The organism is Bacillus sp. PK6-013, assembly GCF_054161445.1.
The window spans coordinates 292,106-304,450 of record NZ_CP096417.1; the positions used below are offsets into that span (position 1 = coordinate 292,106).

A 12,345-nucleotide genomic window follows, 5' to 3' on the forward strand; every position below is an offset into this window, starting at 1 on the left:
TAATATTATTGGGCGACTGAGCTGTAAGACGGTTTTCTGTTTTCTTTTTTGCTCAGGTTATACACGGCTGTTCCCGAGATTTGACCGGCTGTTTTCAGCCTGTCTTTGCTGATGTGTTCAATCGTGTCGTAAGGAGTGTGGTACCAAGGCTCCAATGCACCTGTTCCCGGCTCTCTCCAAATGAAGTTGGCCGAGTCGATGCCGGCTTCATGGAATGGGACATGGTCGGATGAACCGCCTTGATGTAAAAATAATACGTCTTTCCCAAGGCTTAAAGAAGCGGCTTTACTTAGCTCCCAGACGAGGTTTGCCGAACCGTCGGGTGTATTGATGTACAGCTGTGAAGCATTTTCCCAGCTTGTCGCCACCATATCTAAGTTAAAGTTGGCAACGCTCTGTTTGACTTCCCGCTCTGACAAGGTGCTGACATAATGGCGCGATCCGAGGAGACCGATTTCTTCGGCACCGAATGTAATAAAGCGAATTTCTTTGTCGGCTGGAACCGTCTTCATGATCCGGGCCAGTTCAAGGACGACTGAAGTGCCGGAGGCATTGTCATTGGCTCCGGGAGCATAAGGGACGCTGTCATAATGCGAAGTCACATACACGATGTCCGGATTTTTGACACCTTTTGCTTTGCGGACGCCGATCACGTTTTGCGATGTTTGATTTTTATGAGCCTTCAGCTTCAAGATCGCTTCTTGTTCAGAAAGCAGCTTTTCTCCGTCTTCCTTTTTGACGCCGACTACCGGAACATCGACTTTATTACCGCTGAGATTCGGAGTCAGAGGGACGAGACCGTCGACGTTATTATAAATGATCACTCCGCTTGCGCCTGCGTCAGCAGCGTTTTTTGCTTTTTCATAGAATGTCAGCTCGCCTCTTAAAATGACGGCGATTTTGCCTCTCGCTTCCTCGGTGAAGTCGCCGGGCAGGCCGAGGCCGGCATCATAGAGAGGAGCTGCCAGGCCTTCTGCTGCTGTCGGGGCGGAACCGGCGGCAGGCCGCGAAGGCACGTTATTTCCCTGAACGGTAAGCGTTCCTTCCAGCCGATCAGGTATGCTGAAGGTTTGTGTGGTCACTTTCAGATTTGATTTTTTCATCTGTGAGGCGATGAAAGCGGCGCTCTTTTTTTCTTCCGCCGTGCCTGTCACACGCGGTCCGATTGTTTCGCTTAAATGGTAAATCGTTTGATAGGCGCGATTTTCGTTGAATTTTTTGCTGAATTTTTCGACATCTTTTGCGATGGCTGTTTCCTGAGGCGCCGCTTGAACAGCATTTCCCGTTCCATCGGCGAACACGCCGCCTGCTATTACGGATAGCGCCAATCCGATCATCATCATTTTTCTCTTCATACATAAACCTCCTTGATGGTCTTGTTTTCCTGAGAAGAGATATTCGCAGCTGAGCGGGTGAATCCTGCATGCATCTGATAAATGATTCGATAGACCAGTAATTTGAAGTTTGATAAAAAAGTTTTTTTGTTTAATAGGATGGTTGACGTGAGCATTCTTTCTGTTTAGAATACGTCCGAATTATCAGGATCCTGATTTTGAATCACATATGTGAATGTTGGAGGGTGTCATGTCAGTAAAATCCGCGGTACGTGTTGTACGTATATTTGAATTGCTGTCAAATCATCCGGATGGATTAACCGTAAAGGAGATCAGCAAAGAATTGTCGCTGCCGCAGAGCAGTACATTCAATTTGGCCGCTACACTTTTGGATGAAGGATACCTTCAGCAGGATGCTATCAAGCGTTACAGGCTGGGGGCAAAACTGATCCAAGTTGGAACCGCTGCCATGGAGTCGATCGACATTTCGTCGCAAGGTGTTCCGTTTTTAAAACAGCTGATGGACGGCGTTCAGGAGACGGTGTTTATGGCCGTTCTATCCGATGATCAGCTCGTCTACATCGCAAAAATCGATAACAACAGGTCAATCAGAACAACCGCACAGCCCGGTTCGCGCAAGCCGCTATATTGCACCGGGCTTGGCAAGGTATTTTTGGCATTCATGCCGGAGGACAAAAGGGAAGGGCTGCTCGACCGCATGGAATTTATCCGGTTTACCGGGCATACCATCACCGCCAGAGATGAGCTGGAAAAGCAGCTGCAGACATTTTTGGAACAGGGATATGCCGTTGACAATGAAGAAAATGAAGAAGGTTTGTTTTGTCTGGCGGCTCCTGTCTATGGTCCGGATGGCGTAATGAATGCGGCGATCAGCACCGCCGGGCCAAAGGAGCGCATGCTCGCAAGAAAGGCGCTTATCGTTGAGCAGCTGCTTCACACAGCCGGAAAAATTACAGAAAGCATTGGCGGATTTAAAAAGCCGCTTTAGCAAAGGGGGAAAGTTCTGATGGATGTTATTAGCATAGGAGAGACAATGGCGCTGTTCACTCCGAATGAAGACGGCCCTCTCAGATACGCAAGAAACTATCAGGTGAGAATAGCGGGCGCAGAAACCAACACGCTGATCGGACTTTCGAAGCTCGGGAAAAAAGCCGGCTGGATTACCCGGCTTGGAAAAGACGAGTTCGGGGCGATGATTCTTTCTGCTGTCAGAGGAGAAGGAGTCGATGTCAGCCAAGTGAAGCTCGATGACACGGCGCCGACCGGTTTGTTTTTTAAAGAAAGGAAAAGCGCGGCCAAAGTCAATGTCTTCTATTACAGGACGCTTTCAGCGGCGAGTTTTTTGAAAAAAAGCGATATTGATGAGCCATACATTGAGAAAGCGGGGTTTTTATACATTACGGGAATTACCCCGGCTTTAAGTGAAAGCGCTTCAGATGCAGTGTTTTATGCAGTGGAGCTCGCCAAAAAGCACAATAAATGCGTTGTATTTGATCCGAATTTTCGAAAAAAGCTCTGGGACGGAGAGCGGGCGCGGCAGACGATGTTTGATTTGATCAAACAGTCTGATATCGTGCTTCCCGGCTTGAGCGAAGGGCGTTTTTTGTTCGGCACCGCTGATGAGAAAAAAATAGCGGAAGCCATCCGCGGGCACGGGGCTGAAACCGCCATCGTCAAGCTTGGTGCAAAAGGCGCCTATTATTCCAGCGGGAATGAAAACGGCTATGCGGAAGGCTATCAGATTCAGACTGCAGCGGACCCCGTGGGTGCCGGAGACGGCTTTGCAGCCGGTGTATTATCGGGTTTGATTGATCATATTCCGCTTTCTGAAGCTGTCAAACGCGGCTGTGCCGTCGGCGCCATGGTAGCTGCGGTAAACGGTGATATTGAAGGGCTGCCTGACAGCGATTCACTGTTTGCGTTTATGGAACAATCTGATGAAGAAGATGTCAGCCGATAAAAAACCGTAAAGAAAGGGTGGCAGAAATGCATGTATTGTCACAAATCAAAGAACAAAAAGTGATTGCGATCATCCGCGGATACAATCCGGAGGAGGCAGTGAGCATTGCCGGCGCCTTAAAAGCGGGCGGCATCAGGCTTGTGGAAATTACGCTTAATTCCCCTCAAGCGATCAAAGCGATTGAAGCGGTTTCAGAAGATGTTGGAGACGAAATGCTTATCGGAGCGGGAACCGTTCTTGATCCCGAATCTGCGAGAGCGGCGCTTTTAGCCGGCGCGCGGTTTATCCTGTCGCCAACTGTTCATGAAGAGACGATCAAGCTGACAAAGCGATATGGAGCGATCAGCATTCCGGGCGCCTTTACCCCGACGGAAATATTGACGGCGTATGAAAGCGGTGGAGACATCATCAAAGTATTTCCCGGAACGATGGGGCCTGGCTATATCAAAGATATCCACGGACCGCTTCCGCATATTCCGCTGCTTCCGACGGGAGGGGTAGGGTTGGAAAACCTTCACGAGTTTTTACAGGCCGGTGCGGTCGGTGCTGGAATCGGCGGTTCACTTGTGAGGGCTCATCAAGATGTGAATGACGCGTTTTTAGAAGAGCTGTCCAAAAAAGCAAAGCAATTTGTTGAAGCAGCAAAACAGTAAAAGGGGAGATCAGAGATGAAAATAACGGGATTCGAGTGTTTCCAAATTCCACCGCGCTGGCTTTTCTTAAAAATCGAAACGGATGAAGGCATTACAGGGTGGGGAGAGCCGGTAATCGAGGGAAAGGCGGCGACAGTTAAGGCGGCTGTCGGCGAGTTAATGGAATATTTAATCGGCAAAGACCCGATGAACATTGAAGACCACTGGAATGTCATGTACAGAGGCGGATTTTATCGGGGCGGACCCATTCTGATGAGCGCGATTGCAGGAATCGATCAAGCGCTTTGGGACATTAAGGGCAAGTTTTACAATGCGCCCGTGCATCAGCTGCTCGGAGGGAAGAGCAGGGAATCGATCAAGGTCTATTCCTGGATTGGCGGAGACAGGCCTCAAGACGTCGGCCTCGCTGCCAAGGAGGTGGTTGACCAAGGCTTTACAGCCGTCAAAATGAACGGCACGGAAGAGCTGCAATACATTGATTCACATGAAAAAATCGATCAGGTGATTGAAAGAATATCAGCCGTCAGAGAAGCTGTCGGCCCGTACATTGGAATCGGCATCGACTTTCACGGCAGGGTGCACAAGCCGATGGCGAAGATTTTGGCAAAAGAGCTTGAACCGTTTCGCCCGATGTTTATAGAAGAGCCTGTTCTGCCGGAAAACAACGAGGCGCTACGCGATATCGCCAGCCTCGTCTCAATTCCGATTGCGACCGGAGAACGAATGTTTTCAAAGTGGCAGTTTAAAGATCTGCTGACTGACGGCTATGTCGATATTATTCAGCCTGACTTGTCACACGCCGGCGGAATTACCGAATGCAAAAAGATCCTGTCGATGGCGGAAGCATTTGATGTCGCCGCCGCTCCTCACTGTCCGCTGGGCCCGATCGCTCTGGCGGCCTGCCTTCAGGTTGATGCAACGTGCCACAATGCATTTATACAGGAACAAAGCTTAGGAATCCATTACAACAAAGGCACGGATTTGCTTGATTATATAGTGGATCAAAAGGTGTTTTTCTATGAAGACGGCTATGTCCGGATTCCGGATGGCCCGGGCCTTGGGGTGGACATCAATGAAGATCATGTCCGGAAAATGGCTGATATCGGGCATAACTGGCGCAATCCGGTATGGCGGCACAAGGACGGAAGCATAGCTGAATGGTAAAAATGATACCGTTTTCAAAAGATGTCCGTCATTACAAACAAATAAAAGGAGAGGGCCTGTCATGAAACAAGCTGCTGTAAAAGAGAAGCCGACAAAGGTTAGAGTGCGGGTACTGCTGTTTATTTTTGTATGTGTCGTGATCAATTATATGGATCGAAGCAATATCTCAGTCGCAGCTTCTGCAATTGGAGACGATTTAAACTTGTCTGCCGTTCAACTAGGTTTGATTTTTTCCGCTTTCGGCTGGGCATACTGCGCCCTGCAAATACCGGGAGGCGGGCTTGTCGACCGGTTTGGCCCGAGGCTTGTCTACGGTTTTACCTTGGTTACTTGGTCGCTCGCAACATTGCTTCAGGGGTTTGTCCGCGGCTTCGGTTCTCTATTCGGGTTGCGTCTTGCGACGGGGGCGTTTGAAGCGCCGGCTTTTCCGACCAATAACCGGGTGGTGACTTCATGGTTCCCTGAACAGGAAAGGGCTTCAGCCATTGCATTTTATACGTCGGGGCAATTTGCCGGCCTTGCGTTTTTGACGCCGGCGCTCAGCGCCATCCAGCATGTCGTCGGCTGGCGCGGCCTGTTCATCGTAACTGGGGTGATCGGCATCATCTGGGGCCTTATCTGGTATACTTTTTACCGAGATCCCGACCGTCATCCAAAGGTAAACAAGGCTGAACTTGATCATATAGAAAAAGGCGGGGGGATCGTCCGCCGCGGCCGGACTTCCGAAAAGGAAAAATCGGCATTTAATTGGAAGCATTTTAAACAAGTGACCGCTCATCGCAAGCTGTGGGGTATATATATTGGACAGTTCGCCGTTAATTCGACTTTATGGTTTTTTCTGACATGGTTTCCGACATACCTTGTAAAATATAGAGGCCTTGATTTTCTCCAATCCGGTTTTCTCGCCTCGCTTCCGTTTCTTGCGGCGTTCATCGGTGTTCTGTTGTCCGGCTTCCTGTCCGACTTTCTGATCAAAAGGGGCGTATCGGCCGGGGTTGCCCGCAAAACACCGATTATTACCGGATTGATCCTGTCTATTTCCATTATCGGTGCCAATTATGTCGATCAGACATCACTGATCATTTTATTTATGACGCTTGCCTTTTTTGGAAACGGTCTGGCCTCCATTACATGGGTGCTTGTATCGTCTTTAGCGCCTAAGCATTTGATCGGACTGACCGGCGGAGTATTTAATTTTGTCGGCAGCCTCGCCTCCGTTATCGTTCCGATTGTCATCGGCTTTCTCGCAAACGGGGGAAGCTTTGCGCCCGCCCTCGTCTTTATCGGCACCCTTGCCCTTCTGGGAGCCCTTTCCTACATCTTTCTTGTCGGAAAGGTTGAACGGATTCAGGTCAATGATAATGTAAAAGAAAACGATTCTATTTCTATGTGACACCCGGCTGCCGGACATTCGGCGGCCTTTTTGAATAATAGATCATGGTTTGTCACAAAATAACGCTAAAATATTTTTGACGACAGGGTGTTCAGGATGAAGACATATTTTCAAAAAGATTATCAACTCGGCTCGTTTCAATTTTTTTCAACATCTCATATACTGACTTTGCTGGTGCTTGCAGCGCTCGGTGTTTGTTTGTTCGTCTTTCGCAAGACGCTGCAAAAACCGCGGTGGAACCGGATGCTTCGCTATGCGTTTGTGGCGGTTTTATTGATTTCTGAAATCAGCTACCACTCCTGGTTTATCTATGTAAATTCCTGGACGCCGCGTTATTGTTTGCCGCTTCACCTCAGCGACCTTTCGGTTTATCTTGTCATCATTCTGTTATTGACGAAAAATCTCACCTTGTTTAAATTTCTTTATTTTGCCGGTTTGGGGAGCGCTTTGCAAGCGATTCTGACGCCTGACTTGGGAAGGTACGGCTTTCCTCATTTCCGCTTTTTTGAATTTTTCATTTCCCACGGAATCGTCGTACTGGCCTGCCTTCTGATGATTGCAGCCGAGAAGTATAAGCCGACCGTGCGCTCTCTCTGGGTCACGTTTCTTCTCGTCAATATTTATGGGGCATTCATCTTTTTAATCAACCGTTTGCTGAAGTCGAACTATATGTACATGATGAAAAAGCCGGGCGGCGGAGCTTCGCTGTTAGACGTGCTCGGGCCGTGGCCATGGTATCTTTTATCAGCGGAAGCGGTCACGATCGTCTTCTTCTATCTTCTCTATCTGCCGTTTTGGATCGCCAGGAAGGTGAAAGAAAAAAAGGATCTTGCATGATTCCTGTATTTCTGAATAGGTTCGGCCGTATTCCATTGGCCAAGAGACTTTAAAAAATCAAAATGAGTGATTACGCCATGAGTGTCTCCTTTTTAACTAATCATTCACACCGTGATCAGGAATATGAAGAAAAAAGCAGATCTCGTAAAAGATCTGCTTTCTATTACATACTGATTTGTTTCTTTTGTTCATAATCTATTTCTGGCTGTATTTCCTTCGTGAGTTGATGCCCTTCTATGTCCACATTCGGAATAATCTTGTCCAGCCATTTTGGCAAGTACCAGGCTGCATTCCCCATCAGTTTCATGACACTTGGAATCAGTGTCATTCGTACAATAAAGGCATCAAAGAGCACACCAAAGGAAAGAGCCAACCCGTTGGCTTTAATAGAAGCTTCTCCAGCAAAGATAAATCCTGCAAAAACGAAGATCATGATCAGGCCGGCTGCGGTGACAACAGGACCGCTGTGTTTTAATCCGGCTTGAATCGCTTGTACTGGATTCTTTGTTTTCACATATTCTTCACGCATTCTGCTGACAAGGAATACTTGATAATCCATGGCTAATCCAAACAGAATTCCAATAGATAAAATCGGCAAGAACGCGAGTATCGGCCCTTTTTCTGGTATTTTGAAAAAGTCGACGAGATTCCCGTCTTGTAAAACAAATACACAGATCCCAAGAGTGGCAGTCATTGTCAATACGAAACCAGCAACAGCAACAAGAGGCACAAGCAGCGAACGGAATACGATTGTCAGCAATACAAACGCAAAACCTACAATGAGCACAGCAAACACCGGTATCGCATCATTCAGGCGATCTGAAATGTCAATATTCACGGCAGTCGATCCAGTAACGAGCAAATCTACCCCGTTTTTATCTGATAAGCTGCGTACTTCCTTTACCAAATCCTTCGTTGCCACATCATTTGGACCTGTTTCAGGAACGACCGTAATGATAGCAAAGTTCCCTTCTTTATTAGGCATTGCAGGAGTGACACTCGCTACATGGTCTAGTTCCTTTATTTCTTTCACTGCATCTGTGAAGGCTTCCGCCTTATTTTCTGTCACACTTGTAGCATCCGCTACGATTGTTAATTGACCATTAAATCCTTCTCCAAAACCGTCGGCAAGCAAGTCATATGCCCGGCGTTCCGGATTATCCTTCGCTTTCATCCCTGCATCAGGCAAGCCCAGTTCCAAATGCATAGATGGAATACTAATGACGAGCAAAATGAGAATGCTGCATACACTTAGCATGATAGGGTTTTTTGTGACAAAGCGTCCCCAGACATTTGTTTCAGCGCTTTGTTTATCTTTTTTCTTGTTTGATTTCGGAACCATCCGTTTCCCCGCTATCGATAAGACGGCAGGAACAAGCGTGATTGAGGCGAGAACAGCTAACAATACACTAAGCCCTGCTGTCAGCCCCATTGCAGACATAAAAGGAATGTTAACAACCGTCAATCCGCAAAGTGCGACAATAACAGTAAGTCCGGCAAAAACGACTGCACTCCCAGCTGTTCCGGTAGCTCTGGCAATTGATTCATTCTTTTGTATGCCTTCGCCTAGAAACTGGCGGTGCTTCGTAAAAATAAATAAAGCATAATCAATCCCAACAGCAAGGCCAATCATTCCGGCTAATGAAAGACTGACGGAAGCAATATCGAAAACTTGTGTTCCAATCAAAACAAGTCCAATACTAACACCTAATCCAATCAGTGCAGTTAAAATCGGTAAGCCTGCTATTAATAAAGAGCCGAATGTAATGGCCAAAACGACAAAGGCCAAGACAATGCCGACAATTTCAGAGATACCGCCTATCTCCATCTCGGCTCCCGGTACATCACCGCTCAGCTCAGCTTGCAGTCCCTCATAATCAGCCATTTTCAAACTGTCTTTTAAGTGTTTGATAGAGTAATCCTTTATATCATCTGCTGATGATTTATACTTGATATCAGCATAGGCAACTGTGCCGTCTTTCGCGATTGTTCCTGTCACAAAAGGACTTGCAATCGAGTCAACAGAACCATCTTTATCGATTTCCTTTAACGTATTTTCTATTGCTTTTTTGGCTGACTCTGCAGTAAGTTTCTCTCCATCTTCAGCACCGAAAATCACCCGTATGCTCCCTTTATCAGGGCCGTGAGGAAATTCTTTTTGAATGACATCCATCGCTTTTTCCGAAGGTGTGTCAGGTATGGACATATCCTCAGAAAAACTTGGTTTTAACGTAATGGCAAGCCCTATCGAAGCAACTAACACAACGATCCACGCGCATATAACTTTTATGCGATGGCGAGCAACCCATCCTCCTAATTTATATAACATTTTTGACATGATAATCTCCTTTCAACACATTGCTTGATCATATTCCTCCTCATTGTAGTGGACAATGAAATAAAAAAAACGTACATTCGGGTATGTACGTTTGGGCAAATTTCAAATTTGATGTTATTTGTCTAATGTCAGAATGCCTCTTTGCATGGCAATCGTTACGGCTTCAGTTCTTGAATTCGCGCCTAATTTATTGTAAATGGACGTTAACCTGGACTTTACTGTTCTCTCAGAGACGCCCAAATCAAAGGCGATCGCTTTGCTTTTAAGACCTTTAGCAATTGCTTTTAGAACAATGACTTCCTTTTCTGTCAGCTGCGTATCACTGCTCTGTTTTTTCATCCGCTCCAATTGGATTTCTTGCAGACGTTTTAAGATTTCAGGCTGCAACAGCACGTTTCCTCTTATTGCTGCATCCATTGTATGAAAAAGGGTTTCTGAACTCGTATCCTTCAATAGATATCCTTTCGCCCCTAATTCAATTCCTTCGATCATTAAGTGATCTTCATTATAAGTAGTCAAAATAATGATAGGGATGTCATGTTTTTCTTTTATTTGTTTAATGGCTTCTAACCCGCTCATCTCCGGCATATACAAATCCATGAGAATGATATCCGGTTTTAATTCATCTGCAAGACGGACTGCCGCTTTGCCATTTTCGGCCTCTCCTATGATGGTGTAATGATCATTCGTTTCAATTAAAAGCTTCAGACCTTCCCTCACGACAAGATGGTCATCAACGATTAAAACCTTATTCATCTTGCATCTCTCCCTGAATTGGTACTGTGATCTCAATTTGTGTTCCTTTTGATTTTGTACTCTTTATATTAAATTGGCCTTTCATGGCTCTGACGCGTTCTTCTATGCCGAGAAGCCCGTAATGTCCTCTCTTTTTCTTGCTCTTTTCAACATCAAATCCTTTGCCATTGTCCTTGACAGTTAAATGGAGCCTCCCCTTATCATCATCCCAAATGGATACCGATATCGTTTCTGCTTCAGCGTGCTTTGCTGCATTCGTTATGCATTCTCCAATGATGTAATAACAGTTTTCAGCTGTACGAACGTCTAATATCTGATGTAATCGGTAGTCTAAAAAACCACCCATGCCTGTCGACTCTTGAAAATGATCCATTAGTGAGGTAATTCTTTCTTTTAGAAAACCGATTTCCTCTGATTTGCTGCGCAGATCGTCAATCGCTGAACGCGCGTCGGCCAATGTACCTCTCACTCTTTTCATTGATTGTTGAATGATTTCTATTGCTCTCTCTGTGTTGCCTTTGGCGAGATGAACATGAATAGCATCGAGCTGCATATTTAAACTGACCAGCCCTTGAGCAAGCGTATCGTGTAAGTCCCGGGCCATACGCTGCCTTTCGTTTTGCAGCGTCAGCTGTTCGACCTGCTGATGAGCCAGCTCCAGCCGTTCAAGAGTCAGCTGAGCTTTTATCTTTTCATCGACTTGGGCAAATAATGTAGCGGCATAAGTAATAATCACGATCATAATAGGTACGGCAATGACAAGAAAATGCAAATAATCACCTTTGTGAATCTGATGTGTTGCATTGATTGACAGCAGAAGCAGTAAATACAGTATGAGGAAAGTCCTTCTTCTGTCTGCTATTCCTGCAATCTGTCCAATCAAAAATGCATAAAGGCCGATGATGACCAGCACTAAGAAGCCAGTCATGATATTAGCCAGTGTAAAAGTGATCAAACCTTGCAGCACAAAATATAGAATGACCCTTTTCTTAACCCAGCGATATGAATGCCAATGCAGCAAAGCAAAAATGGCGGTCAATACTGTAAACACGTTAAGCAATAAAATGGACCAGCTCCCAATAATAAATTGCAGCACGACAGAGGCTACATAGATCATGAGAATAAAAGCCAGGCCCGGCACTCTGAGCGCAAGCATATTTAATGCCCGTCTATCATGTGAGTAATGCTTTTCTTTAAAAGGATTCAAACCTCATCCACTTCCTTTAACAGTTTAACCGAACAGAGATTCATGAAATTTATTGAAAGTGAACATACATTTATCCAATCATTTTATAGGAAGAGAAAGAACACAACAATACCGAGGTGCAGTGAACCATTAGATGTTCCCAAACATATGATCATTGCCCAAACGTACATAAGCGTTCTGCCTTTATGTACGTTTTATCTTTTCAAATTTACATTTAAAATCATGAGGAACTCACTATTTATTAAAGGAATGATCAACATTGAAATCGATTGATCTCACAATTTTATCATTAAAAAGAAAAGGAATCAGAACTGAGAAAGTGTCAAAAAATCAGTGCCCTGATCGATTAAGCAATACGAACGAAAAAACAGACAAACATAGAAACAAAAATAGTCAATCCAAGAACATGTGTAAAGAAAAAGGGGAATGAATATGTATTGGTTTTTAGGTGCTTTATTATATTTTCTCATCGGTACTTGTATATTCATTGGAGTCATTAGAGACATTCACTCAGGCTCATGGATGCTCCTTACATTAGCAGCTCCAATCATCATTATTGGCTACCCTTACTTTTATTCAAAGAAGCTTTTTGCCAAAAGATAGTGAAATAGACGCCATACAATCAGAGGATCTTGCATGATCCTTTTTTTTCAGCCTATCGACGGTGTTTATCTTTTAAAAA

Annotated in this window: 12 protein-coding genes; 8 read left to right on the forward strand and 4 right to left on the reverse strand. The window is 45.5% G+C overall.

Features of this window, described 5'->3' with window-relative positions:
* Positions 1-5: 5 nt before the first annotated feature.
* Positions 6-1,355, reverse strand: coding sequence for a M28 family peptidase (locus M1E03_RS01400; protein WP_026580293.1), 1,350 nt, complete (start codon positions 1,353-1,355; stop codon positions 6-8).
* Positions 1,356-1,584: 229 nt separating this feature from the next.
* Between M1E03_RS01400 and M1E03_RS01405 the strand changes: the two genes are divergently transcribed.
* The 6 genes from M1E03_RS01405 to M1E03_RS01430 all read left to right on the forward strand — a co-directional run bounded on the left by M1E03_RS01405 (position 1,585) and on the right by M1E03_RS01430 (position 7,362).
* Entirely contained in the window at positions 1,585-2,343 is a 759-nt protein-coding gene (locus M1E03_RS01405; RefSeq protein WP_035337962.1) for an IclR family transcriptional regulator, read from the forward strand.
* Positions 2,344-2,361: 18 nt separating this feature from the next.
* Positions 2,362-3,315: a sugar kinase gene (locus tag M1E03_RS01410; RefSeq protein WP_026580292.1), complete on the forward strand. Its 954-nt coding sequence runs from the start codon at positions 2,362-2,364 to the stop codon at positions 3,313-3,315.
* A 26-nt stretch (positions 3,316-3,341) separates the two neighbouring features.
* Complete coding sequence (locus M1E03_RS01415; RefSeq protein WP_023856968.1) at positions 3,342-3,968, forward strand: bifunctional 4-hydroxy-2-oxoglutarate aldolase/2-dehydro-3-deoxy-phosphogluconate aldolase; 627 nt, start codon at positions 3,342-3,344, stop codon at positions 3,966-3,968.
* Between the two features lie 15 nt (positions 3,969-3,983).
* Positions 3,984-5,132, forward strand: coding sequence for a galactonate dehydratase (gene dgoD / locus M1E03_RS01420; protein WP_023856969.1), 1,149 nt, complete (start codon positions 3,984-3,986; stop codon positions 5,130-5,132).
* 61 nt (positions 5,133-5,193) lie between these two features.
* The gene (locus M1E03_RS01425; RefSeq protein WP_023856970.1) at positions 5,194-6,525 is read left to right on the forward strand and encodes an MFS transporter; all 1,332 of its coding nucleotides are present in this window, start codon (positions 5,194-5,196) and stop codon (positions 6,523-6,525) included.
* A 96-nt stretch (positions 6,526-6,621) separates the two neighbouring features.
* Positions 6,622-7,362 (forward strand): YwaF family protein, encoded by a 741-nt coding sequence (locus tag M1E03_RS01430; protein WP_023856971.1) that lies wholly within the window; start codon positions 6,622-6,624, stop codon positions 7,360-7,362.
* A gap of 163 nt (positions 7,363-7,525) precedes the next feature.
* Here M1E03_RS01430 and M1E03_RS01435 read toward each other — a convergent pair whose 3' ends face one another.
* The 3 genes from M1E03_RS01435 to M1E03_RS01445 all read right to left on the reverse strand — a co-directional run bounded on the left by M1E03_RS01435 (position 7,526) and on the right by M1E03_RS01445 (position 11,612).
* Entirely contained in the window at positions 7,526-9,700 is a 2,175-nt protein-coding gene (locus M1E03_RS01435; protein ID WP_103749431.1) for an MMPL family transporter, read from the reverse strand.
* Positions 9,701-9,814: 114 nt separating this feature from the next.
* On the reverse strand, positions 9,815-10,456 hold the full coding sequence (ydfI, locus tag M1E03_RS01440; protein ID WP_035337953.1) for a two-component system response regulator YdfI: 642 nt from the start codon (positions 10,454-10,456) through the stop codon (positions 9,815-9,817).
* A complete protein-coding gene (locus tag M1E03_RS01445) occupies positions 10,449-11,612 on the reverse strand; it encodes a sensor histidine kinase (protein WP_101561546.1) in 1,164 nt (387 codons plus the stop codon). The genes ydfI and M1E03_RS01445 overlap by 8 nt, the downstream gene beginning before the upstream one ends.
* 310 nt (positions 11,613-11,922) lie before the next feature.
* On the opposite strand from M1E03_RS01445, the gene M1E03_RS01450 reads away from it, so the two are divergent.
* Complete coding sequence (locus M1E03_RS01450; RefSeq protein ID WP_023856975.1) at positions 11,923-12,093, forward strand: hypothetical protein; 171 nt, start codon at positions 11,923-11,925, stop codon at positions 12,091-12,093.
* Complete coding sequence (locus M1E03_RS01455; protein ID WP_095291354.1) at positions 12,090-12,266, forward strand: hypothetical protein; 177 nt, start codon at positions 12,090-12,092, stop codon at positions 12,264-12,266. Before M1E03_RS01450 ends, M1E03_RS01455 begins: the two co-directional genes overlap by 4 nt.
* Positions 12,267-12,345 lie beyond the last annotated feature (79 nt).

Excerpts from the sequence above, each read along its gene's own strand:
- M1E03_RS01405 (WP_035337962.1), top strand. The coding sequence starts at position 1,585 with ATGTCAGTAAAATCCGCGGTACGTGTTGTACGTATATTTGAATTGCTG.
- dgoD (WP_023856969.1), top strand. The coding sequence starts at position 3,984 with ATGAAAATAACGGGATTCGAGTGTTTCCAAATTCCACCGCGCTGGCTT.
- M1E03_RS01415 (WP_023856968.1), top strand. The coding sequence starts at position 3,342 with ATGCATGTATTGTCACAAATCAAAGAACAAAAAGTGATTGCGATCATC.
- M1E03_RS01425 (WP_023856970.1), top strand. The coding sequence starts at position 5,194 with ATGAAACAAGCTGCTGTAAAAGAGAAGCCGACAAAGGTTAGAGTGCGG.
- M1E03_RS01410 (WP_026580292.1), top strand. The coding sequence starts at position 2,362 with ATGGATGTTATTAGCATAGGAGAGACAATGGCGCTGTTCACTCCGAAT.
- M1E03_RS01455 (WP_095291354.1), top strand. The coding sequence starts at position 12,090 with ATGAATATGTATTGGTTTTTAGGTGCTTTATTATATTTTCTCATCGGT.
- M1E03_RS01445 (WP_101561546.1), bottom strand. The coding sequence starts at position 11,612 with ATGCTTGCGCTCAGAGTGCCGGGCCTGGCTTTTATTCTCATGATCTAT.
- ydfI (WP_035337953.1), bottom strand. The coding sequence starts at position 10,456 with ATGAATAAGGTTTTAATCGTTGATGACCATCTTGTCGTGAGGGAAGGT.
- M1E03_RS01430 (WP_023856971.1), top strand. The coding sequence starts at position 6,622 with ATGAAGACATATTTTCAAAAAGATTATCAACTCGGCTCGTTTCAATTT.
- M1E03_RS01400 (WP_026580293.1), bottom strand. The coding sequence starts at position 1,355 with ATGAAGAGAAAAATGATGATGATCGGATTGGCGCTATCCGTAATAGCA.
- M1E03_RS01435 (WP_103749431.1), bottom strand. The coding sequence starts at position 9,700 with ATGTCAAAAATGTTATATAAATTAGGAGGATGGGTTGCTCGCCATCGC.